15 protein-coding genes and 3 tRNA genes are annotated in these 24337 nt (G+C 50.2%); 13 read left to right on the plus strand and 5 right to left on the minus strand.

From position 1 onward, the window contains the following. Positions 1-21 precede the first annotated feature (21 nt). The 13 genes from LX87_RS01510 (at position 22) to LX87_RS01570 (ending at position 14198) form a co-directional block, all read left to right on the plus strand. Positions 22-97: transfer RNA gene (locus LX87_RS01510), tRNA-Gly, on the plus strand. A gap of 84 nt (positions 98-181) precedes the next feature. Further along, positions 182-253, plus strand: a tRNA-Thr gene (locus LX87_RS01515). Between the two features lie 57 nt (positions 254-310). Next, positions 311-1498: an elongation factor Tu gene (gene tuf / locus LX87_RS01520; RefSeq protein WP_111626406.1), complete on the plus strand. Its 1188-nt coding sequence runs from the start codon at positions 311-313 to the stop codon at positions 1496-1498. A 176-nt stretch (positions 1499-1674) separates the two neighbouring features. Continuing rightward, positions 1675-1748 (plus strand) — tRNA-Trp (locus LX87_RS01525). A gap of 12 nt (positions 1749-1760) precedes the next feature. Beyond that, entirely contained in the window at positions 1761-1952 is a 192-nt protein-coding gene (gene secE / locus LX87_RS01530; protein ID WP_111626407.1) for a preprotein translocase subunit SecE, read from the plus strand. A gap of 77 nt (positions 1953-2029) precedes the next feature. Next, positions 2030-2587 carry a transcription termination/antitermination protein NusG gene (gene nusG, locus LX87_RS01535; RefSeq protein WP_111626408.1) on the plus strand — a complete coding sequence of 186 codons (558 nt, stop codon included), beginning with the start codon at positions 2030-2032 and terminating at the stop codon, positions 2585-2587. Between the two features lie 88 nt (positions 2588-2675). Beyond that, positions 2676-3119, plus strand: a complete 444-nt coding sequence (gene rplK / locus LX87_RS01540) for a 50S ribosomal protein L11 (protein ID WP_111626409.1) — start codon at positions 2676-2678, stop codon at positions 3117-3119. A gap of 27 nt (positions 3120-3146) precedes the next feature. Further along, on the plus strand, positions 3147-3845 hold the full coding sequence (gene rplA, locus LX87_RS01545; protein WP_111626410.1) for a 50S ribosomal protein L1: 699 nt from the start codon (positions 3147-3149) through the stop codon (positions 3843-3845). 1 nt (position 3846) lies between these two features. Continuing rightward, positions 3847-4383, plus strand: coding sequence for a 50S ribosomal protein L10 (rplJ, locus tag LX87_RS01550; RefSeq protein WP_111626411.1), 537 nt, complete (start codon positions 3847-3849; stop codon positions 4381-4383). Between the two features lie 69 nt (positions 4384-4452). Then, positions 4453-4839 carry a 50S ribosomal protein L7/L12 gene (gene rplL, locus LX87_RS01555; RefSeq protein ID WP_111626412.1) on the plus strand — a complete coding sequence of 129 codons (387 nt, stop codon included), beginning with the start codon at positions 4453-4455 and terminating at the stop codon, positions 4837-4839. Positions 4840-5045: 206 nt separating this feature from the next. Next, positions 5046-8906, plus strand: coding sequence for a DNA-directed RNA polymerase subunit beta (gene rpoB, locus LX87_RS01560; protein ID WP_111626413.1), 3861 nt, complete (start codon positions 5046-5048; stop codon positions 8904-8906). Positions 8907-8990: 84 nt separating this feature from the next. Continuing rightward, positions 8991-13319, plus strand: a complete 4329-nt coding sequence (gene rpoC / locus LX87_RS01565; RefSeq protein WP_111626414.1) for a DNA-directed RNA polymerase subunit beta' — start codon at positions 8991-8993, stop codon at positions 13317-13319. A gap of 210 nt (positions 13320-13529) precedes the next feature. Then, positions 13530-14198: a TetR/AcrR family transcriptional regulator gene (locus LX87_RS01570; protein ID WP_111626415.1), complete on the plus strand. Its 669-nt coding sequence runs from the start codon at positions 13530-13532 to the stop codon at positions 14196-14198. A gap of 94 nt (positions 14199-14292) precedes the next feature. On the opposite strand, the gene LX87_RS01575 is transcribed toward LX87_RS01570, so the two are convergent. From LX87_RS01575 to LX87_RS01595, 5 genes are all read right to left on the minus strand, one after another. Further along, entirely contained in the window at positions 14293-15396 is a 1104-nt protein-coding gene (locus tag LX87_RS01575) for a hypothetical protein (protein WP_111626416.1), read from the minus strand. Beyond that, positions 15393-16040, minus strand: coding sequence for an ABC transporter ATP-binding protein (locus LX87_RS01580; RefSeq protein WP_111626417.1), 648 nt, complete (start codon positions 16038-16040; stop codon positions 15393-15395). Before LX87_RS01580 ends, LX87_RS01575 begins: the two co-directional genes overlap by 4 nt. Then, positions 16040-17392, minus strand: a complete 1353-nt coding sequence (locus LX87_RS01585) for a vanadium-dependent haloperoxidase (protein ID WP_111626418.1) — start codon at positions 17390-17392, stop codon at positions 16040-16042. Before LX87_RS01585 ends, LX87_RS01580 begins: the two co-directional genes overlap by 1 nt. Positions 17393-17472: 80 nt before the next feature. Next, positions 17473-20886: a VCBS repeat-containing protein gene (locus LX87_RS01590; protein WP_111626419.1), complete on the minus strand. Its 3414-nt coding sequence runs from the start codon at positions 20884-20886 to the stop codon at positions 17473-17475. Positions 20887-20889: 3 nt separating this feature from the next. Beyond that, positions 20890-24321 (minus strand): VCBS repeat-containing protein, encoded by a 3432-nt coding sequence (locus tag LX87_RS01595; RefSeq protein WP_111626420.1) that lies wholly within the window; start codon positions 24319-24321, stop codon positions 20890-20892. Between the last annotated feature and the right edge of the window lie 16 nt (positions 24322-24337).

Genomic DNA, 24337 nt, shown 5'->3' on the forward strand with positions numbered 1-24337 from the left:
CGACATACTTTAAGCAAAAAAGCGGGAGTAGCTCATTTGGTAGAGCGGTAGCCTTCCAAGCTTCAGGTGGCGGGTTCGAGCCCCGTCTCCCGCTCCAGATAATGAATAGTGTATGGTGAATGTGACGAGTCAATCATTTTCATTTTTACACTATTCATTTTCGTAGTAAAGCAGTACAAAAGCCGTTGTAGCTCAGGGGTAGAGCACTTCCTTGGTAAGGAAGAGGTCAGGGGTTCAAATCCCCTCAACGGCTCAGAAACGGCTAAATTTCAAATAATTAATAACCAGTTCAATTTAAGCTTTTCCAACAATGGCTAAAGAAAATTTTGACCGTTCCAAGCCGCACGTCAATATTGGTACGATTGGTCACGTTGACCACGGTAAAACGACGCTGACCGCTGCCATCACAAAAGTGTTGTCAGAAAAAGGTCTGGCTGAAAAACGCGATTTCTCGTCAATCGACAACGCACCGGAAGAAAGAGAGCGGGGTATTACGATCAATACCTCACACGTAGAATATCAGACGGCAAACCGTCACTATGCACACGTCGACTGCCCGGGCCACGCTGACTATGTGAAAAACATGGTTACGGGTGCTGCTCAGATGGACGGTGCTATCCTGGTTGTAGCTGCTACTGACGGCCCAATGCCTCAGACTCGTGAGCACATCCTGCTGGCTCGTCAGGTAGGCGTTCCTCAGCTGGTGGTGTTCATGAACAAAGTGGACATGGTCGACGATCCAGAATTGCTGGAACTCGTTGAAATGGAAATCCGCGAACTGTTGAGCTTCTATGAATACGACGGCGACAATATTCCGGTTATTCAGGGTTCTGCTCTGGGTGGTCTGAACGGCGACGCTAAATGGGTAAAAACCATTGAAGATCTGATGGAAAGCGTTGACAGCTACATTCCGCTGCCTCCGCGTCAAACGGATCTGCCGTTCCTGATGCCGGTAGAAGACGTTTTCTCGATCACAGGTCGTGGTACGGTAGCTACGGGTCGTATCGAGCGGGGTATCATCAACTCTGGTGAGCCGGTTGAGATCCTGGGTATGGGTGCAGAAAACCTGAAGTCTGTTGTAACGGGTGTTGAAATGTTCCGGAAAATTCTGGACCGTGGCGAAGCTGGTGACAACGTAGGTTTGCTGTTGCGTGGTATTGAGAAAACCGATATCCGTCGTGGTATGGTAATCTGTAAGCCAGGCTCCGTAAAACCCCACGCTAAATTCAAAGCTGAGGTTTACGTTCTGTCAAAAGAAGAAGGAGGCCGTCACACGCCGTTCTTTAACAAATACCGCCCGCAGTTCTACTTCCGTACGACGGACGTAACAGGCGAAATCTCTCTGCCAGAAAACGTTGAGATGGTTATGCCGGGTGATAACATCACGATTGAAGTTCAACTGATCAACAAGATCGCCATGGAGAAAGGTCTGCGTTTCGCTATTCGCGAAGGCGGCCGGACGGTTGGTGCTGGTCAGGTAACCGAAATCCTCGACTAAGTCGAACGCTGCAAACAAGTGCATTTCTTTCGGGGGATGCACTTGTTTTTTTCTAAATATCTAGTAACTTTGCAGTCCGTTTCGGCGGGCAACAAAGGATGAAGAGAAAAGAAATAAGATAAAAGACTGGACTTCAAATCTTTTGTCTTACCTCTTTTCTCTTTCTTCTACTAAACACGGGTGTAGTTCAAGGGTAGAATAGCGGTCTCCAAAACCGTTGATGGGAGTTCGAATCTCTCCACCCGTGCCAATCACATCACAGATGGACAAGGTTTCCTCATTTCTGAAAGACTCCTGGGAGGAGGTTCAGCATAATGTTACATGGCCAAAGTTTACTGATCTGCAAGCCAGCTCCACGCTGGTACTGGTAGCTTCATTGATCTTTGCATTGCTGGTAGGAGGCATCGACTTTTTATTTGAGAACGCATTGACTCTTTTTTATCAATCGTTCTGATGCCAGGTCAGAATTGCCCCTGTGTGATTGGGTAGTAATAATCATACAGTAGCAGTTAAAATCGTAATTATTTCACGATGGAAAGCGGAATTAAATGGTATGTTGTCCGGGCCGTTTCTGGTCAGGAAAAGAAAGTCAAATCGTATCTGGAAAATGAAATTGCCAGACAAGGTTTGGGTGACTTTGTTCCACAGATTCTGATTCCTTCTGAAAAGGTATACGAAATGCGCAATGGGAAGAAACGGGTTCGTGAGAAAACGTTCTTTCCAGGTTATATTTTAATTTCAGCTGATCTGTCTAACGGGGAAGTGACGCACCTGATTACCAGTATGCCCGGCGTTTTGGGCTTTCTGGGAAATGCCAACGGGCCGACGAAAATTCCCGTACCGTTACGTCAGGCAGAAGTGAACCGCATTTTAGGTAAAGTTGATGAGGTAGCGCAGGAAGTAGCAACACCCACAGTTTCATTCCTGAAAGGAGAATCGGTTAAAGTAGTTGATGGCCCATTCAGCGGCTTTATCGGAACCGTCGAGGAAGTGTTCGACGAACGGAAAAAGCTGAATGTCGTTGTCAAAATTTTTGGTAGAAATACCCCTGTAGAATTGAGTTACGCACAAGTAGAAAAGGAAATATAAAAACTGGCTATGCCCGAGACAATGCCGTCGTATGCTTCCCACTGGACGGCTAGTCATTTGCAGGGCTTAGCGTAACAAACCAGAAGCAATGGCAAAAGAAGTAGCTGGCTACGTGAAATTGCAGGTGAAGGGTGGACAAGCCAATCCCTCTCCTCCGATTGGACCGGCGCTGGGTTCCAAGGGTTTAAATATCATGGAATTCTGCAAGCAGTTCAATGGACGGACGCAGGACAAGATGGGCATGGTTCTCCCCGTACTGATCACGTACTACAAAGACAAATCATTTGATTTTGTCATCAAAACACCGCCTGCACCCATCCTGTTGATGGAAGCCGCTAAGGTGAAAACCGCATCGGCTCAGCCTAACCGGAATAAAGTTGGTTCAGTATCCTGGGATCAAGTACAGCAAATCGCTGAGACGAAGATGCCGGATTTGAACGCTTTCACCGTTGAAGCTGCAATGAAGATGATTGCCGGTACCGCCCGGAGTATGGGGATCACGGTATCGGGGAAAGCTCCCTGGGAAAATTAATTTCAGCAGTCAAATTCAGAGAAGATCATGGGAAAACTGACTAAAAAACAGAAAGAGGCTCTGGGCAAATATGACGTTGCGAAAGAGTACTCATTGGCGCAGGCAGCCGAGATTTTAAAGACAATCTCTTATACGAAGTTTGATGCTTCCGTTGATATCGATGTTCGTTTGGGCGTTGATCCGCGGAAAGCCGATCAAATGGTACGGGGTGTAGCTACCTTGCCACACGGTACGGGTAAAACCGTTCGGGTGCTGGTACTATGTACACCGGATAAAGAAGCCGAAGCAAAAGAAGCAGGTGCTGATTATGTAGGTCTCGATGAATACATTACCAAAATTGAACAAGGCTGGACGGACATTGATGTAATTATCACAATGCCGAACGTCATGGCAAAAGTTGGTAAGCTAGGTCGGGTGCTGGGTCCACGTGGTTTGATGCCAAACCCGAAATCGGGTACGGTAACACCAGAGGTGGGCAAAGCGGTTCGTGAAGTGAAAGCCGGTAAAATCGACTTCAAAGTTGATAAATTCGGTATCATCCACACTAGCATTGGTAAAGTATCGTTTGGCCCGGATAAATTAGCTGAAAACGCGCAGGAAATTATTGCGACACTGCTGCGGCTGAAACCTTCGTCTTCAAAAGGTACCTATGTAAGAACGATTCATTTGTCGAGCACAATGAGTCCGAGTGTAGTAATTGATAAAACGACGGTAGCAGGACTGTAACATGACACGGGAAGAAAAAGGAGCGATCATTGAGGAACTGAGCGAGAAGTTCAAAGCAGTTCCCTACTTCTACATCACCGATGCCAGTGGCATGACGGTTGCCGAAGTAAATCAGCTGCGCCGGATGTGTTTTGACCGTGGTATTGAATACCTGGTCGTAAAAAACACGCTGATCCGGAAAGCGCTGGAAACGCTGGATACCGATTATTCGGCTTTTGATGGTACGGTATTAAAAGGATTCTCGGGCGTGATGTTTCATGCTGAATCCGGCAAAGTTGCTGCGAAGCTCATCAAAGATTACCGCAAAGAAGCGGGTAATGATAAGCTGAAGCTGAAAGGCGCTTCGGTTGATTATAGCCTGTTCGTTGGTGCTGACCAACTGGATACGCTGTTGACGCTGAAAAGCAAAAACGAACTTATTGCCGACGTTATCGCCCTGTTGCAATCGCCCGCCAAGAATGTTATTTCTGGTCTGCAAGGTGGTGGCAACAAACTGGCCGGTATCCTCAAAACACTGTCGGAACGCGAAGCGGCTTAACCGTTCGCTATCCGGCTTGCAAGTACATTTTTTAATCAATTTTGTAACAATCTAATCAAGAATACGAAAATGGCAGATTTGAAAGCGTTCGCAGAGCAGCTTGTCAACCTGACGGTAAAAGAAGTTAACGAACTGGCTGCTATTCTGAAAGACGAATACGGTATTGAGCCGGCTGCTGCCGCTCCGGTAATGGTAGCTGGTGGTGCAGCAGGTGGTGGCGATGATGCTGCTGCTGCTCCTGAAAAAACGTCATTCGACGTGATCCTGAAATCAGCTGGTGCTAGCAAACTGGCCGTTGTGAAGCTGGTAAAAGATCTGACAGGTCTGGGTCTGAAAGAAGCGAAAGAACTGGTTGACGGCGCACCGAAACCGGTAAAAGAAGGCGTTGCTAAAGACGAAGCTGAAGCCCTGCGGAAGCAATTGGAAGAGGCCGGAGCAGAAGTTGAAGTAAAATAACCCTGCTTAGGGATTTACTCTCTCCCCCGGGAATAGGCCTGGCATATGTCAGGTCTTTTCCTGTTTGGGGAGTTTTGCGCTGTACAGACAGGGAAGCAAACTATTTCCCCGTAAATTACGTTGTCCGTTTATGCCTCTTTGTATATTCAATATATATGTAAGCGGACGAGTTATTATCGATCACTACAACTAAACGCAACGAAGTCTTGGCTACGAAAACAACTGCGCGTATAAGCTTTGCGAAAATCAAACCAGTGATCGAATATCCGGATTTTTTGGATGTTCAGATACAATCTTTCCAAGATTTTTTTCAGTTAGACACCCCTTCTGATAATCGTTCGAAAGAAGGTTTGTTTAAAGTTTTTCAGGAAAATTTTCCGATATCGGATTCCCGCGAAAATTTCGTGCTGGAATTTATTGATTATTCGGTTGACCCCCCTAAATACTCCGTCGATGAATGTATCGATCGGGGTCTGACCTATTCTGTCCCGTTGAAAGCTAAATTACGGCTTTCATGCAACGATGCCGATAACGAAGACTTCGAGACGATTGAGCAGGAAGTATTTTTAGGCAACATTCCGTACATGACAGCGAAAGGCTCGTTTGTCATTAACGGGGCAGAACGGGTAATTGTTTCCCAATTGCACCGTTCACCGGGTGTGTTCTTCTCAATGAGTAAGCACACCAATGGAACGAAACTGTATTCAGCACGGATCATTCCGTTCAAAGGGTCGTGGATTGAGTTCTCGACCGACGTTAACAATGTCATGTATGCGTACATTGACCGGAAGAAAAAATTTCCGGTAACGACGCTGCTACGTGCTATTGGCTTCGGTTCCGATAAAGAAATTCTCGACCTGTTCGGTTTATCCGAAGAAATACCGGCCACTCCGGCAAACCTGAAGAAGATAGTCGGTCGTCGGTTGGCAGCACGGGTTCTGCGGACCTGGACGGAAGACTTTGTGGACGAAGATACGGGTGAAGTCGTATCCATTAGCCGGAACGAGGTTCTGATGGAACGTGACTCCGTTGTCACGTCCGACCATATTGATACGATTACGGATTCCGGCCAGAAGTCGATCATCCTGCATAAGGAAGATATGAACGTGGCGGATTATAATATCATTTATAATACGCTGCAAAAAGATAGCTCCAACTCAGAGAAGGAAGCTGTTGAGCAGATCTATCGTCAGCTTCGGAATACGGAAGCACCGGATGAGCAAACCGCCCGTGAAATTATTCAGAGCTTGTTCTTCTCGGACAAACGCTATGACCTGGGTGATGTAGGCCGTTACCGGATTAACAAGAAATTGGGTCTGGATGTAGCGGCTGACACGAAGGTTCTGACAACGGAAGATATCGTTTCCATTGTGAAGTACCTGATCGGTCTGATCAACTCTAAAGCCGTTGTCGATGATATTGACCACCTGAGCAACCGGCGCGTCCGGACTGTAGGTGAGCAGTTATATGCCCAGTTTGGTGTCGGTCTGGCGCGGATGGCCCGGACCATCAAGGAACGGATGAACGTTCGTGATAACGAAGATTTCAAACCGGTCGATCTGATTAACGCCCGGACGCTGTCTTCGGTAATCAATTCGTTCTTCGGAACAAACCAGTTGTCGCAGTTTATGGACCAGACGAACCCGTTGGCCGAGGTGACGCACAAGCGTCGGATGTCGGCGCTCGGGCCCGGTGGTCTGTCACGCGAACGGGCCGGTTTTGAGGTTCGTGACGTTCACTACACGCACTACGGGCGTCTGTGTACAATTGAAACACCGGAAGGTCCGAACATTGGTTTGATTTCTTCCCTCTGCGTTTACGCGAAAGTAAACAGCATGGGCTTTATCGAAACGCCATACCGGATTATTGAAAGCGGACAGGTGGCCGAAGATCAGCCGGTGAAGTACCTGACGGCTGAAGAAGAAGATACGCACTACATCGCACAGGCTAATACGCAGGTCGATGGTGGTGTCCTGATTGGCGACCGCATCAAGTCTCGTTTTGAAGGGGACTTCCCGATGTCGGAGCCGACGAGCGTAACCTACATGGATATTGCGCCGAACCAGATCGTTTCGGTGGCCGCTTCGATGATTCCGTTCCTGGAACACGATGATGCTAACCGGGCCTTGATGGGATCGAACATGCAACGTCAGGCTGTTCCGCTACTGCGGCCACAGGCTCCAATCGTCGGAACGGGTCTGGAAGGACGTGTTGCGATCGACTCACGGGCGCTGGTGATTGCAGAAGAGGACGGTGTAATCGAATTCGTTGATTCAACCAAGATTGTTGTTCGCTATGACCTGGCGGAAGATCAACGCCTGGTGAGCTTCGACGACGATCTGAAAACCTATGACCTGATCAAGTTCCGCCGGACGAACCAGGATACGTGCATCAACCTGAAGCCGATGGTGCTGAAAGGTCAGAAAGTGAAGAAAGGTGAGCCGCTTTGCGAAGGATATGCAACGGAAGGTGGTGAGCTGGCTCTGGGTCGGAACATGAAAGTCGCTTTCATGCCCTGGCAGGGTTATAACTTTGAGGATGCCATTGTGATCTCGGAGCGGGTTGTTCGTGAAGACATCTTTACGTCAATTCACATTGAAGAGTTTGAACTCGAAGTACGGGATACCAAGCGTGGTGAAGAGGAGTTGACGGCGGAAATTCCAAACGTTTCGGAAGAAACCGTCCGTAACCTGGATGAGAACGGTATTGTCCGTGTCGGTACGGAGGTGAAGGAAGGCGATATCCTGATCGGTAAAATTACGCCGAAGGGAGAAAGCGATCCGACGCCGGAAGAAAAACTGCTCCGCGCCATCTTTGGTGACAAAGCCGGTGACGTGAAAGATGCTTCCAAAAAAGCACCGCCGTCGCTGAAAGGGGTCGTGATCGATACGAAGCTGTTCTCACGTCCGAACAAAGACGAGCGTTCGAAACACAAAGAAGAGATCAAAGCGTTGATGAAACGCTATAGCCGGGAGTTGATCGGTGTTCGTGAGAAGATGATCAACAAGATGACGGCACTGCTGGAAGGCAAAACCTCTCAGGGCATCAACCACAAGTTCGGCGACAATATCACGAGCAAGGGCGTTAAGTTTACCCGTAAAAATATTACGGATAACCTGTTCCCGGACAAAAACCCGTATCGCGACGAAAGTAGCTATTCTGTATCAGAAGAAGTCAACCTGCTGGGCGACCTGCTGATCGAAGGCTGGACGGATGATCCGCATACCAACAAGTTGTTGACCCAGATGGTCAAGAACTATAACAACCGTCGGAACGAAATCACAGGCCGTTTCAAACGCGAACGGTTTACCCTCGAAGTCGGTGATGAACTGCCGGCGGGTATTGTGAAACTGGCGAAGGTATATGTTGCCAAGAAGCGGAAGCTGAAAGTGGGTGACAAAATGGCCGGTCGTCACGGAAACAAAGGGGTCGTGGCTCGTATCGTTCGGGATGAAGATATGCCATTCCTGGAAGACGGAACGCCGGTTGATATCGTACTGAACCCGTTGGGTGTACCTTCCCGGATGAACCTCGGTCAGATTTACGAAACCGTTTTAGGCTGGGCCGGTTTGAAATTGGGCCGCAAATATGCGACGCCAATTTTTGACGGAGCCACCGAAGAACAGGTAGTGGCTGAGCTGGACGCGGCTGGTTTGCCATCGTTTGGCCGGACGTACCTGTACGACGGTCTGTCGGGTGAGCGGTTCGATCAACCTGTTACCGTCGGCGTGATCTACATGCTGAAGCTGGGTCACTTGGTTGACGATAAAATGCACGCTCGTTCAATTGGACCGTACTCACTCATTACGCAACAGCCGCTGGGTGGTAAGGCGCAGTTCGGTGGTCAGCGATTCGGAGAAATGGAAGTATGGGCGCTTGAAGCCTTTGGTGCTTCACACATTCTCCAGGAGATCCTGACCGTAAAATCCGATGACGTAGTGGGCCGGGCTAAAGCCTACGAAGCCATTGTAAAAGGCGAAAACCTGCCGAAACCTAACATTCCGGAATCGTTCAACGTGTTGGTACACGAATTGCGCGGTCTGGCCCTTGAGGTTACAATGGATTAAAAACAGTCGATTTCCCCTGCGGGTTAACAGGCCGGCAGGGGAAAACGGCTACAAGAATATTTTCACCCAATAAAACTCCATCCAATGTCATTCAAAAAGAATAAGAAGCTCAACAGCGACTTTTCCAGAGTGCTGATCAGCCTGGCCTCGCCCGAGTCCATTCTGGAGAGTTCGTATGGTGAAGTGACGCAACCGGAGACGATCAACTACCGGACATACAAGCCTGAAATGGGCGGTTTGTTCTGTGAGCGGATCTTCGGCCCGGTTAAAGACTGGGAGTGTCATTGCGGTAAATACAAACGTATTCGCTACAAAGGCATTATCTGCGATCGCTGTGGGGTCGAAGTGACGGAGAAGAAAGTGCGTCGGGAACGGATGGGTCACATTGAACTGGTTGTTCCGGTGGCACACATCTGGTATTTCCGGAGCCTTCCCAATAAAATTGGATACCTGCTCGGTCTTTCTACCAAGAAGCTCGATCAGATTATCTATTACGAACGCTATGTTGTCGTTCAACCCGGTATTAAAGGAGAAGACGGTGTTCAGGAACTGGATTTCCTGACGGAAGACGAATACCTGGATATTGTTGATAAACTGCCAAGTGGCAACCAACTGCTGCCGGATTCTGATCCGCAGAAGTTTATTGCTAAAATGGGTGCTGAAGCACTCGAACTGTTGCTGTCACGGGTAGATCTCGACGAATTGTCGTATAACCTGCGTCACGCTGCGGCTACGGATACCTCACAACAACGGAAAGCCGAGGCTCTGAAACGGCTGAAAGTGGTTGAAGCCTTCCGGGATGCCAACACCCGTGTTGAAAACCGTCCGGAATGGATGGTGATCCGGATGGTGCCGGTTATTCCGCCGGAACTGCGTCCGCTCGTCCCCCTGGATGGTGGCCGTTTTGCAACGTCCGACCTGAACGACCTGTATCGCCGGGTAATTATCCGGAATAACCGTCTGAAGCGTCTGATCGAAATCAAAGCACCGGAGGTAATTCTGCGGAACGAAAAACGGATGTTGCAGGAAGCTGTCGACTCATTGTTTGACAACTCGCGGAAAGTAAACGCCGTTCGTTCGGAAGGAAACCGGGCTCTGAAATCCCTTTCTGATATGCTGAAAGGAAAGCAGGGACGTTTCCGTCAAAACCTGCTCGGTAAACGGGTTGACTACTCCGGTCGTTCGGTAATCGTAGTAGGTCCGGAATTGAAACTGCACGAGTGCGGTCTGCCAAAAGATATGGCGGCTGAGTTGTTCAAGCCGTTTATTATCCGGAAGTTGATCGAGCGCGGTATTGTTAAAACCGTCAAATCAGCGAAGAAAATCGTTGACCGGAAAGACCCGATTATCTGGGATATTCTGGAAAACGTTTTGAAAGGCCACCCCGTTCTGCTGAACCGGGCTCCAACGCTGCACCGTTTGGGTATTCAGGCTTTCCAGCCGAAACTGATCGAAGGAAAAGCGATCCAGCTGCACCCACTCGTCTGTACGGCTTTCAACGCCGACTTTGACGGTGACCAGATGGCCGTTCACGTTCCGCTGGGACAGGAAGCCATCCTGGAAGCGTCGATGCTGATGCTGGCGTCGCACAACATTCTGAACCCGGCCAACGGAGCGCCAATTACCGTACCGTCGCAGGACATGGTGTTGGGCTTATACTACGTAACGAAAGGTCGCCGGAGCACACCGGAATATCCGATTGTGGGCGAAGGCATGACGTTCTACGGACCGGAGGAAGTCATTATTGCCATCAACGAAAAGAAAGTTTCGAAGCACGCCAATATCAAAGTTCGGACGCAGGTTCGGAACGAGAAAGGTGAGCTTGAAACGAAACTGATCGAAACCGTAGCGGGCCGGGTGCTGTTCAACCAGTCGGTTCCGACGGAAGTTGGTTACATTAATGAACTGCTGACGAAAAAGAAACTGCAGCAGATCATTGCCCATATTTTCAAAATTTCCGGTGGTTCCAAAACGGCTCAGTTCCTCGACGATATCAAGGAACTTGGTTTCCAGATGGCTTTCAAAGGCGGTTTGTCAATTGGTCTGAGCGACGTTAAAGTCCCGGATGCAAAAGAAAAACTGATCGAAGAGGCCAAGCAGGAAGTAGAAGGCGTTTGGAATAACTACCTGATGGGTCTGATTACGGAAAACGAACGCTACAACCAGGTAATTGATATCTGGACGCGCGTAAACAGCCGGATTACGGAAACCCTGATGAAGCAGCTGGAAGCCGATCAGCAAGGCTTTAACTCGATCTTCATGATGATGCACTCCGGTGCACGGGGTTCACGTGAGCAGATTCGTCAGTTGGGCGGTATGCGGGGTCTGATGGCCAAGCCGCAGAAGAACCTGCAAGGTTCGGTCGGTGAGATCATCGAAAACCCGATTCTGTCGAACTTTAAAGAAGGTCTGGACGTATTGGAATACTTCATCTCGACGCACGGTGCCCGGAAAGGTCTGGCCGATACGGCTTTGAAAACGGCCGATGCCGGTTACCTGACCCGCCGTCTGCACGACGTTGCGCAGGATGTAATTATTACCGAAGACGATTGCGGAACGCTCCGGGGCCTGCAAATCTCGGCGCTGAAAGACAACGAAGATATCGTTGAACCGCTGTCAGAGCGGATTCTGGGCCGGGTAACGGTTCACGATGTATACAATCCGCTGACGAAACAACTGATTGTTGCCGGTGGTAGCGAAATCAACGAAGAGATTGCTGCCGCTATCGACGAAACCAGCATCGAAACCGTTGAAATCCGGTCGGTACTGACGTGTGAATCCAAGAAAGGGGTTTGTGCGAAATGTTACGGTCGGAACCTGGCAACGGGCCGGATGGTCGACATCGGTGAAGCTGTGGGTGTAATTGCTTCGCAATCCATCGGTGAGCCGGGAACGCAGTTGACGCTTCGTACTTTCCACGTGGGTGGTACGGCTTCCAACATTGCAGTTGATGCTTCAATCCGGGCTAAATTCGACGGTATTGTTCAGTTCGAAGAAATGCGGACGGTTGAATCCGTTGATAACGAAGGCAATCCGATTACGGTTGTGATGGGTCGTTCCGGTGAGGTCAAGATCGTTGATCCGGCCAACCCGAATCTGGTTCTGATCAGCAACAACGTACCGTACGGTGCTTTCCTCCGTGTAAAAGAGAATCAACCTGTTAAGAAGGGTGATGAACTTTGCGCCTGGGATCCGTACAACGCCGTTATCTTGTCCGAGTTGACGGGTAAAGTAGAATTTGAAGCGATCGAAGAAGCCATTACCTACCGCGAAGAGTTTGACGAACAAACCGGCTTCCAGGAAATGGTGATCATCGAAAGCCGTGATAAAACCAAAAACCCGGCCATTGTTGTCAAAGGAACCAGCACACTGCTGGAAGACACCACGGAGAAAGGGTATAACCTGCCGGTGAGTGCGCGTCTGGTTGTGAAAAACGGTCAGGATATCAAAGCCGGTCAGCCGGTTGCGAAGATCCCGCGTAACGTTGGTAAAACCCGCGATATTACGGGTGGTCTGCCCCGGGTAACGGAATTGTTCGAAGCGCGGAACCCGTCGAACCCGGCGGTTGTCAGCGAAATCGACGGTGTTGTTACGTACGGTACGATCAAACGGGGTAACCGCGAAATCTTTATCGAGTCGAAAGACGGCACGAAGAAAAAATACCTGGTACCGCTGTCGAAACACATTCTGGTACAGGATAACGACTTCGTACGGGCGGGTGATCCGCTGTCGGATGGTGCCATTACGCCGTCAGACATTCTGTCGATCAAAGGTCCGACCGCAGTGCAGGAATACCTGGTGAACGAAATTCAGGAAGTATACCGTCTGCAAGGTGTGAAAATCAACGATAAGCACATTGAAGCGATTGTTCGCCAGATGATGCAGAAAGTTGAGATCATGGATGCGGGTGATACTATCTTCCTGGATATGCAATCGGTGGATAAATGGACGTTCCGGAACGAAAACGACAAGATCATGAACATGAAAGTCGTGACGGATGCGGGCGATTCAGATACCCTGAAAGCCGGTCAGATTATTTCGGTACGTCGTCTGCGCGATGAAAACTCAAGCCTGAAACGCCGGGATATGAAGCTTGTTGAAGTGCGGGATGCCATGCCGGCGGTTTCGCAACCGACCCTACAGGGTATTACGCAGGCTTCACTGGGTACGGAAAGCTTCCTGTCGGCGGCTTCATTCCAGGAAACGACCAAGGTCTTGAGCGAGGCTTCGATCCGCGGTAAGGCTGACTATCTGGAAGGATTGAAAGAAAACGTGTTGGTAGGACACCTGATCCCGGCTGGTACGGGAGCACGGCGGTACAACAACATTATCGTCAATTCGAAAGAAGAATACGAGTCGTTTGTTGAAACCCGTGAGAAGTTTACACGGACCAAAAAACGAGAAACGGTTTAATCCGGTATAAACAATAAGTAAAAAGGAACCTCAACCGGGGTTCCTTTTTTTGTTGTGCTACAGCCACCTTCTCCGTGATAAAGGCCGCCGAGAAATAAGTTATATTCCTCTTTTAATGAAATATTGAAGATAATTGTAACCTCTATGTGACTTTTCCCTGCGTTCTGCGTCTGATTAGTAACTGATGACTAACAATTATTTATCCTACCTATGGAAAAAGTAAAACGGAATCGCGCGCAGACTTCACAAAGAATCATCAACGCTCTTGAAGAGGTTATAGCGGAAAAAGGGATTGACGGCATTGGTATTAACCGTATCTCTGAGAAAGCTGGCGTCAGTAAAGTGCTCATCTACCGCTATTTCGGCGGACTCGACGGGTTGCTAAGCTATTACGTTAAGATGGGGCGTTTGTTTCCATTACTGAGTCCGGTTACATTAGAACAATTGCGGCCGGTTCATGAAAACGACTTAGCCAAATTGTGGTATAAACAATTGGTTCATTCCTTTCGCTTCTTCCGCCAGTTTCCAGCGGCTTATCAAATTGTAAAAGCGACCGTTACGGAGGATAGCCCCCTGGCTGATGAAGTAAGCAAAGCCTTTGATGAGGAACTTACGCGTCTGGTTGAGCAGCTTTCATTTGTAAAAGGCGCTGATTTCAAGGCTATATCGGCTATTATGGCTGGTGCAATGGCTAATTTAACCCTGCTATCAAAAAACAATCGTACGTTTGTCGGTATTGATCTGGCTACCGAAGAAGGCTGGCAGCGGATTGAAGAAGCGGTGCGTGTTATTTATACGGGTTTAAACCGAATGGCGGTTCAGTCGGCTGATGTATCGCTGGATTTACACTCAACCGGAGTGCCTTCCAGATACTGGTAAAAAATCTACTTCTTATGCATAATCCGCTAGCTAGATAAAGATGGTTAGCGGATTTTTTCTGGAACTGCTGGAAGGTCAGGCCGTGGGTGTTCTTTTACTCTTCCTCCGACTCCCAGGTGGAACGGTAAAAATTACGAATGAACAGCATAGTAGCTATCGTAAGACCTGCAAACGCCAGGCCCCACGCGGGCAGTCGGTACATAATCAGCAGAAAGTAAGCAATAATAGGCCAGAATAAGGTAGCCATAAAACGGTCGCGGGATTGGTGGCGGGTGAGCAAAGCCGTGAATTCCAGCAAAAGAATACTGAAGCCTAAAAGCCATACGCCTGCAATGTTCAGCGTGGAAACAGCCTCGGGCCGTCTATACAATAACAATAGCATTTCCGGACTCATTAATAGGGCTATAATTCCGCCATACAATAGCCAGCGCCTGAAAAGGGATACCGGTAAATTACGCAGCAGCAACAAGTGCGTGGCTTCAAATTGGTATAATTCGAAAACAACACCGGCATGGAAAGCCGCCGATAACAAGATGCCCAGAGACAGTAACCGGATATCGTAATCGTCGGTGGGATAAAGCAGGATTATACCAATGGTAAGCAGACACGAGCCTGTTTTGGTTAGAAACAGGGTAATGGGTTGCTCGCGAAACAGGTAACGGATAAAGAAAAAGCCATAGGGAGTGGTCAGATGGTGTCGGAGCCAGCTACCTAGACGACTGCTAACGTGTTCCGGATTCGGTTTTTGTAAAGCACGTTCAATAAACGGTAGTGGCAAAACAGACAGCGAGCCAATCACCAGGACGAGGATGCCGTTTGCTGAAACCGTGTGCTGCTGTGTACCTACCCAAAGCATAAAACCGGCGTATAAAAGCACGGGAGCCAGTAACTGCAAATTGAGCAGATAAAAGATTAAAAGACGCTTGGCGGCCGGAATAAGCCTGAAAAACTGGAGCAGATCGGTGGTTTGGATAACCTGCGAGTTGAAACGAATCGTATAAAGGGTATACAGGAGCCAAAGCGCGACATAGCCAGCCAGAAAAAAGCCGTCATGCAGCGCGTAAGTGGCCAGCGCAATGTGTTCGTTCGAGCTTAAAAAGCCAAAGCCCAGCAACAGGATAACCAGAAACAACCCGGTATTTTGCAGATAAAATTGCCGGACGATTATTTTCTCCGGAACGGTCCAGAGGGCTTTCATTGGTCAGCCGGTTGTGGAAAGGGCGCCAAAGTCTGTTGTCCAACCATCCAGGTAAAATCAATGGGTAAGTCAACAGGGTCAACATCCTGATGCGTTGATAACAGAAAGCTAATCCCCTGCTGGCGGCTTTGGCGAATGGAATCAAGCACGGTCCGGGTGGTTGCCTGATCGAGCGTAATGAGTGGCTCGTCGAGCAGAATGAGCGTTGGATTGCCCAGAAAGGCCAGCACCAGAGACGTCTTTTTGAGCATCCCACTTGAATAGGTGCCAAGGGGCGCTTTCATAAAATCCCGAATCCCGAACCGATCAATGAGTTCATCCGCCTGCCCGAGTGGGGCTTGCTTGGTAGCACCCACCCAACGGATCAGTTCCCAGGCTGTCAGAAAAGCCGGGTAGATTGGCTCGGCTTCCCCGTAATTAACCCGAAGCCGGTATTCGACGGGATGTTTTCGCAGATCATACCGGTTTTCCAGGATCAGATTCCCCCCGAATGGTAACAGGCCCGCTACCGAACGGAAGAAAGTTGTTTTGCCCGAACCGTTACGGCCTTTTATCCAGTGAACACCCGCCGGAAAATCGGCGCGGGAAATGTCCAGCACCAGCCGATCCTGATAAGCTTTTCGAAAATTCCGGACAGTAAGCATCAGCGGGTAGCCACAACAGCATCCTTCTTCGCTAGTTTCTCGATCACGTATTCGCCGACTTTTCTGCCCTGAATGTTACCCAACTCCAGCGCATCCCGGAAATGGATACCGCCGTACAAGCGGCTGTAGGATGCTTCGATGGCTGCATCCCGGAAGGACTTAAAAGACCGCACACCATGACCATACGGATGCTCCGTTGAGTCCGTAAAGGCAACGTTATCGCCGTAAAGCAACGTCAGCACTTCAGCCGCAGCCGCCGAAATGACACTGTGTCCGCTGGTATACTCCGGAAATGGAGGGGTTTGCAGATAAGGCGTCCACTTTGGATCAATGTATTTATTGATGACGGTTTCGGGCCGGATGCGGTTACTCCGATATTTTTCGTCCCAGCAACTGATAAAACCGTCGGCTACCGCAAAGGAAGTCAATGTATAGGCTTGAACGCTTTTGGCAAAATCCGCTTTCTGCTGACGGGCAATCGTGGCCGCAATCGCCAGCCAGTGGCCGCCGGGCGTCATTTTTTTAGATGCGTATGAAACGTGGCCCGCTACGTTCATCACAAAGGCGTTATCATCCCAGAAGAAAGCCGTTCTGCGCTGTTCCTCGGTCTGGTGAATGCCCAGTTGATAAACCTCATCAACCAGTTTATAGAATGGGCTGCCCTTGGTCATGTCATAAGGAGCGGCTTCGGGCGGCATAAACTGTGAACACGTATCCATCACCCAGCAGCGAATTTGCATCCATTTGGGCTCGGCAGCTTCCATATAGGCCGGGGGCGTTGGCACCCACGTTCCTTCCGCGTTTGTAACGGTATGTTTGAAACCGCGCGTTTGTTTATACGAATCCTTCCCTGCAAACTCCATGATATGCTTGGCAACGGCTTCCCCATAAGCCATCGAACGCTCGATGACCTCCTCAGGTACGCCGATTTCCTTGTACTGCTCGTAAAAGTCTTTCTCAAACTTATCGAACATATCACCGGAGAAGGTCAGGTTACGGCTGACGGTTAGAAAAGCCCGGGTACTGGCCAGTGGAAAGCAATATTCCTGACCCGGTTCGGGTTTGGGGGGAGCCGTGAATTTCCGGAGCTTCCCGGCCAGCGATTCGTAACCCGGCTGACCGGGAACCAGCGCTTCGTAGCCCGCCAGCGTAGCATAGCCGTAAATTCGACTGGCGACCGGTGGGGAAAAAATATCGTGGATGATCACATCCGTTAATTGCTTAACACATTGATGGTATCGCTCCGGTTCGGCGGCTTTGGCGTTGTATTCTTCCGGAGTGGCTTTCGGTTGGCAACTGGCCAGAAACCATAGCCCGCCAAGTACGATGAGGTACGCTATTGGATTCTTCATGAGTAATCCTGATCAAGATAAGTACAAGAGGACTACAAATTTACCTTAAAAAAAGCACATCTTGTACGTGTCTGTATTAATTATGGCATCCTTGCTAAACCAGTCGGTACGGTTGACTTTGCCTTCTGAAAAATTTGAATCGTCGTATCGTTCCGGGCAACCAGCCAGAGAGGAACATTGGCTACACGAATAGGCTTGATGTCCCGTACTTCGCCTTCGAGCAGAAAACCGCTGTCAAAAGGCGAAAGCGCGGCAAAGCGAGCCTTGTTATCGGTTTTGTGGCCCCGGTTTTTGAGAACCAGCCCATAATTGGCATCGTAACGCCCCTGATACGTACTGACCCCGTAGAAGTTACCACCCGCCAGGACATCTGGAAAACCGTCGTTGTCAATATCCGCCGTTCGCAGGGCAAATAACTTGGACACCTGCGCCAGCATGGGCATCGGGTGAACGGTGAATTTTCCGTTACCCCGGTTTTCCAGAAATACGGACGCAAACTGATTGACTTCGTATTCAGCGGCATCTTCCAGTTCCTGCTCTTCAAATACCTTTTCAAGCGGCTTTCCGGCGAAGGTGGTGTAATTGGTAAACCGTTTGTTGATAATGCTGGGCATCTGTTTTCCCAGTTCATCCTTAAAATTGACGGGATACCATTCTTTTCCGTTGCGCTGATACGCCAGAACCTGATCGGTGCTGCCGTTTTTGTCGAAATCCTTCACCCACATTTTTAGCCGCGGATCGGGCTGCTTGATAAACTTGGTATTCAGGCCGAGATTTCCGGCTACCAGATCCACATCACCGTCACCATCGAAGTCGGCGGCTGTCAGGCATTGCCAGAAACCGTTCAGGGCGGTATTCTCGTCTGTAATGTCTTTTACGGCTGCCAGTTTGCCGTTTTGCTTAGCGAAAACGCGAATAGGCATCCAGTCGCCTGCAACCACCAGATCGAGGTCTTTGTCCTGATCGTAGTCCATCCAGACGGCATCGGTAACCATCCCCGCTTTCCGAAGCTCCGGGGCTAGCCGGTCGGTTTGGTCCGTAAACCGTCCGTTGCCGTCGTTAATGAGCAAATACGAATTTGGAATTTTACCGTAGGCAAACGCCACCACTCGGCCGCCCACAAACAAATCCAGATCGCCGTCGCCGTCGAAATCCACCGGACGAACGCAGCTTTTGTTATCGTACATCGGTGGCAACCCGTTCGAGCGGGTGAAATTACCTTTGCCGTCGTTTAGATAAAGCCGGTCGAATTGTTCAGGCATCTTTTCGAAAAACTCGTTGCCACCCGACACCACGTATAAATCCAGATCCTTGTCGCCGTCGGCATCAAAGAAAACCGCATCCACATCTTCAAAGGTTGAATCGGCCCGGAAAGCGGGCTGACGGCTCGCTGCAAAACGGCCATTGGGTTGCTGAATCTGTAAACTGCCAGCCTGCCATTTGGCGCCAGCCGCGTAAAAGTCCTCCAGACCGTCGCCGTTGACGTCGCCAACGGCCAGTTTGGGCCCCTCCGTTGAAACCTTGAACGGCATCATCGACTCCCGCACAAAATCGAAATAGGTATTCTCCTGATGCTGGTAGGCAATCGGGTTCTGGCCGGTTCGTTCTTCCAGCAGCGGTTCTGGATCGGGAGCGGTAAACCGAAAGTCACCGACGTCCTGTTGGGCTCCTATTTGTTTGAATGTCAATGTCTGGTTGGATTTGACCGCCTGCTGAATTTCCATTTTTTGGTTGGGCCAGATCACAATCAGCGAATCAACGGTATTGAGTTCACCCAGACCGAACGTTAAAACCGGTTCTACGGACGACTGAAAACCGCGCGTCGGGATGAGTTGCTGAAGCTGCAAACCGCTTTTAGTTTTTAACACCACTTTGGCACCGATGCCAAAACCGTTAGCGGCCTCTCCCTGAAGCTTGACTTTGAGCCAGTGACGTGTGGGGAAGAGTCTATCTGCCTGATTCTGATGGATTCCGGCGGGGTCGTTGATGTCGTTGGTGACGAGGTCCAGATCACCGTCGTTGTCCAGATCGGCATAAATTGCCCCGCTCGAAAACGTCGGCTTTTCAAAACCCCAGGCCCGCGATTTATCCGTAAATTTCAACTCCGCCGAGCCTTGAAACAGGTAATTATGCACCTTGCCCTCGGGCATCATGGCGATCGCTTTTTCGTCCAGCACATTCGAGGTTTCGATGGTCGACCGCATCGAGTTGTCGGAGGTGAACTTGACGTAATCCAGATCATTGGGCCGTCGGACAATGCCGTTGGCTACAAAAAGGTCTTTAATGCCGTCGTTGTCGTAGTCGGCCAGCAGCGGTGCCCAACTCCAGTCGGTAGCCGCTACCCCGGCCATCGCGCCTACATCCATGAATTTTCGGCCCGACTGGTTGATCTGTAAACAGTTGCGGCTGTACTGGTTCATATACCCGAAGGTGAGCTTGTAGATGTAGATATCCAGCGGCTCTTCACCCAACGACATTTTTTCGACGGTTTCGTCTTCGGGATACATATCCAGCGTCATCACATCCTGAAAACCGTCGTTGTTCACATCGGCAATGTCATTACCCATCGAAAACCGGCTGACGTGGGCAAACGCCGTGCGGACGCTTTCCGTAAAACCGCCTTTGCCGTTGTTGACGTAATAATAATCGTCCTCGTGGAAGTCGTTGGAGACGTAAATATCTTCCCAGCCGTCGTTGTTCAGATCGGCTACCGAAATGCCCAACCCGTAGCCCATAGCCGCGCCATAGATTCCGGCTTGCTCGCTGACGTTGGTAAAATGCGGTTTGGCGGCAGGAGAAGGGCTGGAATTTTTAGGGCCTCGTACCATGTCGTTCCGAAACAGGTAATCACCGGATTCATTCTGACGAAGGTTCCGGGCCGAAACGCGGTCGTAACTGCGGGAGGTGTGAACGGCGTGGTTGAGCAGGTACATATCCAGATCGCCGTCGTGATCGTAATCGAAAAAGGCCGCCTGGGTCGAAAAACCGCTGAAGTTTAAACCATATTCAGCGGCTTTTTCGGAAAATGTGCCATCCTGGTTATTGATGTACAGCTCGTTGGCGCCCTGCTGACCTTTGAAATTACTGACGGCGCAAACGTAAATGTCCAGCCAGCCGTCGCCGTTGACATCGGCCATCGTCACGCCCGTCTGCCAGTCGGCGGCCCCTTCAACGCCCGCTTTCTGGGTAATATCGTCGAATTTGAAGCCGCCTTTGTTGAGGTAAAGTTTATTTTTGCCCTGATTCGAGACAAAATACAAATCCGTCAGGCCATCGTTGTTAATATCACCGGCGGCCACCCCCGCGCCGTTGTAGAAGTACAGGTAATCGATGATGTTAAAATGTGCGGTATTCTGTACCCGATTGACAAAACCAACGCCGGTTTGGGTGGAGTCCAGCGACTGGAAGAGCGGTTTTTCGGACTGTGAGCCTGAGTGACAGCCCCAAACCGCCAGGATTCCGACTACCAGGAAAAGACTAGTGTATTTGATCATAGGTTACTTCCGAACCAGTTCATTTTGTCGGCCCGTTTTTGTTTTTTTGACCTCAAAAACCTGAGCCTGATCGTTGTTTTTGGCCAATACAATTCGTTTGCTGCCGTTTGGTCCCTGCACTTCCCGTATGGCACGCACTTGGCCCAATACCGAAAAACCCGATTGGGCAGACGGGATCGCCGTGAACTGACCGCGTCCGTTACCCGTCAGCAGCAGGCCATAACTGGCGTCATAGCGCCCAATTTCGTTCAATACATCGAAAAAATTGCCCGCCAGCAGAATATCGGCCTTGCCGTCGTCATTGTAATCATCGATCAAAATACTACGAACGGGGGATAGTTGCGCCTGCAAGGGCAACGAGCGAAGCGTAAACCGGGGTTTGCCGTCAGCACCGGGACCTTCATTGAGCAATACCGCCGTCTGGGCGGTTTGTACGGTTTTGACTTCGGTGCCTTCCCGCTGTTCTTCGGTAAACAAATCTTCGAAACCGGCTTTGGCGTAATCCGTATGCTTGAGATACTTCTTTTTGATGGCCGGAATCCGCTTTTGCAAATCCGGTTTCTGAACCATCACGCATTCGCGGCCCTGACGGTAACAGGTTATGATCGGGTCGTAGGAGCCGTTGCGGTCGAAGTCGTTGCCGTACAGGTGCGCCGGTTCCTGCTCCGATGCGGTCAGACGGCTGTTTAGGCCCAGGTTGCCAACCACAAAATCGGCATCACCGTCGCCATCCAGATCGGCGGTTCGGATGGTGTTCCACCAGCCCCCGCTTTTGGCGAGCGTAGGGCCTTCCAGCCGTTCAAACCCCTTGCCCTGCTTATTTTTCAGGACGGTGATCGGCATCCAGTCGCCAACCAGCACCAGATCGGGGTATTGGTCCTGGTCCACATCGGTCCAGACCGCGTCAGTAACCATTCCAATTTCGCCCGAAAACGGCATTAATTCACGGGTTGCTTTCCGAAAATTGCCTTTCCCGTCGTTGATCAAAATCGTTTGTTCCGGATTACGGCCATATTGCCCCGGCACCAGACGCCCCCCCACAAACAGGTCCAGATCGCCGTCACGGTCAAAGTCACAGGCCGCCACGCACGAACTGCTCTCCAGCACGCGGGGCATGGTTTTGTCCCAAACCAGATTGCCCTTGCCGTCGTTGCGATAAAACCGGTCGAATAATAACGTTCGGTCATCAAATTCATTACCACCCGTGGCTACATACAAGTCCATATCCCGGTCGCCGTCGGCGTCAAAAAAGGTGGCCGCTACGTCTTCGGTATACATGGCGTCGAGCAAAAACGGCTGTTTTTGTAAAACATAGCTGCCGTCTGCTTGCTGAAAATAAAGCGAGCGCGGCATGTTGGCGGCCCCACCGAAGAACAGATCATCCAGACCGTCGCCGTTGACATCGCCAGCCGCCAGCGCCGGACCTTCGCGGGAGAGCATCTGTTTCAGCAGGCCATCGCGGTCGTAATCCACAAAATCGTTTTCAGTATGTTGATAACTCAGCTTAACTTGCTGGGTTACATCAGCCAGCAAAACCGGTTTGGCAGTTTGGATAGGCTGCGTAGAAACCGTCTGATGGGCGTTCCGGTAGTCGAGCAACACGGTTTGATTGGCTTTCGGTTGACGAATTACCTGTTTGCGGTCGTCGGGCCAGATCACCGTCAGCGAGTCGATTGCCGGATTTTTCCCGAGCCCAAACACCAGTGTCAGATCAACCGAAGACTGAAAACCCCGGTTGGGCATCTGCTGCAAATATTGCGTGTGGCCTTGCTGGTGAACGTACACTTTGGTCCCGATGGCGTTCTGATTTTGCTGATAACCGCGGAATTGCACACGCAGAAAAGCTTGTTTTTGGTCTTCCACGGCCGTATTTCGGTAGATTGAAGCCGGGGCGTTGTTGTTGTTGACGACCAGATCCATATCGCCGTCGTTGTCCAGATCGCCGTATGCGGCCCCGTTTGAAAAGCCCGGCGTCGCCAGTCCCCAGTCGGCGGCCTTGTTGGTGTACTGCAAACCGTTGCCGTTATTTTGGAAGGCGTAGTTTGACAAAGGCGTCGACGGCATTTTATCGACGTATTCTTTGTAATCAAAATTCTTTTTGCCTTCGATCATCAATTGGATATCCGGGTTGTCGGAAAGATAATTGACAAAATCCTGATCGGTGAGGTCTTTCAGAATCCCGTTGGTCACGAAAATGTCTTTGTGCCCGTCCATATCCATATCGAACAGCAGGGCGCCCCAGCTCCAGTCGGTAGCGAAGGTGCCCGAAAGCCGCCCGATTTCCGAAAACGTTACCTGCCCGGTCGGGCCTGCGCCGTTGTTGAGTTGAAGCATGTTGCGCGGGTCCTGGTGGTAAAAATCGCGCGACAGCTTCAACTGGTAAAGCTCGTAGTTCTCAAACGAACCGGTGGTTTTCAGGCGGTAATCATCGTCGGGCATCATGTCCGTAACAAAAATGTCCAGATTACCGTCGTTGTTCATGTCCGCAATATCGGCCCCCATCGAGGTCAGGCTGATGTGCCCCATATGATCCTTGATCGACTCTTTAAAGGTGCCGTCTTTCTGATTGATATACAGGTAATCCCGCTCATAGAAATCATTGGAGATGTAGATGTCCAGCCAGTTGTCATTATTCACATCGCCGACAGTAATGCCCAGCCCAAAACCGATCAGGCTGCCGTAAATCCCGGCTTCCGCGCTGACATCAGCAAAAATGGGGGCGTTTGGGTCGGTCTTGCCGGGCTGTTCCCGCTCTTTGGTCATGTTCCGGAACAGTTTCTGCCCGCCCAGATGGTCGCGAATTTCGCGCATGTTCTGGTAGCCCAGGCGGTCCATCGGCGTAAAGCTGTTGTTGAGCAGATACATATCCAGGTCGCCGTCGCGGTCGTAATCAAAAAAAGCCGCGTGGGTCGAAAAACCGCCGTCGACCAGCCCGTAGCGGCTGGCCTGTTCCCGGTAGGTTGGCAGTCCCGGCAGGTTCGTACGGTTTTTAACGCCCTGGTTGATGTAGAGCTGGTTACCGCGGGCGTCGCGGCTACCCGAGTTACAAACGTAAATATCCAGCAGACCGTCGCCGTTGACGTCGGCCATTGTCACACCCGTCGACCAGAACTTCTTACCCGTAATACCGGCCTGCTGCGTAACGTCTTCAAACTGCCAGTTTCCTTTGTTCAGGTAAAGTTTATTTTCTTCAAAGTTGGACGTAAAAAACAGGTCCGGCAGGCCGTCGTTGTTGACGTCGCCGATGGCTACCCCCGTACCGTTGTAGAAGTTGCGGTAATTGAAAATATTAAAATCCTTTTTGTCGAGGCTCCGGTTGATGAAGTCAATCCCGGTTTGGGAAGCTGCAAGCTCCTCAAACAACGGTTTTGAATCCGGTTTGCAGGTTGCCAGCAACAGCAGACTGGCAATTCCTATCCATTTTATGAGTGCCATGATTGATCGAGTACTT

Origin of the sequence: Larkinella arboricola (assembly GCF_003259745.1) — a bacterium.
Lineage (GTDB): Bacteria > Bacteroidota > Bacteroidia > Cytophagales > Spirosomataceae > Larkinella > Larkinella arboricola.

Coding starts and splice junctions, on each gene's coding strand:
- rplK (WP_111626409.1), top strand. CDS start 2,676: ATGGCAAAAGAAGTAGCTGGCTACGTGAAATTGCAGGTGAAGGGTGGA.
- LX87_RS01580 (WP_111626417.1), bottom strand. CDS start 16,040: ATGCTTACTGTCCGGAATTTTCGAAAAGCTTATCAGGATCGGCTGGTG.
- rplJ (WP_111626411.1), top strand. CDS start 3,847: ATGACACGGGAAGAAAAAGGAGCGATCATTGAGGAACTGAGCGAGAAG.
- tuf (WP_111626406.1), top strand. CDS start 311: ATGGCTAAAGAAAATTTTGACCGTTCCAAGCCGCACGTCAATATTGGT.
- LX87_RS01575 (WP_111626416.1), bottom strand. CDS start 15,396: ATGAAAGCCCTCTGGACCGTTCCGGAGAAAATAATCGTCCGGCAATTT.
- LX87_RS01590 (WP_111626419.1), bottom strand. CDS start 20,886: ATGATCAAATACACTAGTCTTTTCCTGGTAGTCGGAATCCTGGCGGTT.
- rplL (WP_111626412.1), top strand. CDS start 4,453: ATGGCAGATTTGAAAGCGTTCGCAGAGCAGCTTGTCAACCTGACGGTA.
- LX87_RS01570 (WP_111626415.1), top strand. CDS start 13,530: ATGGAAAAAGTAAAACGGAATCGCGCGCAGACTTCACAAAGAATCATC.
- rplA (WP_111626410.1), top strand. CDS start 3,147: ATGGGAAAACTGACTAAAAAACAGAAAGAGGCTCTGGGCAAATATGAC.
- secE (WP_111626407.1), top strand. CDS start 1,761: ATGGACAAGGTTTCCTCATTTCTGAAAGACTCCTGGGAGGAGGTTCAG.
- nusG (WP_111626408.1), top strand. CDS start 2,030: ATGGAAAGCGGAATTAAATGGTATGTTGTCCGGGCCGTTTCTGGTCAG.
- LX87_RS01585 (WP_111626418.1), bottom strand. CDS start 17,392: ATGAAGAATCCAATAGCGTACCTCATCGTACTTGGCGGGCTATGGTTT.
- rpoC (WP_111626414.1), top strand. CDS start 8,991: ATGTCATTCAAAAAGAATAAGAAGCTCAACAGCGACTTTTCCAGAGTG.
- LX87_RS01595 (WP_111626420.1), bottom strand. CDS start 24,321: ATGGCACTCATAAAATGGATAGGAATTGCCAGTCTGCTGTTGCTGGCA.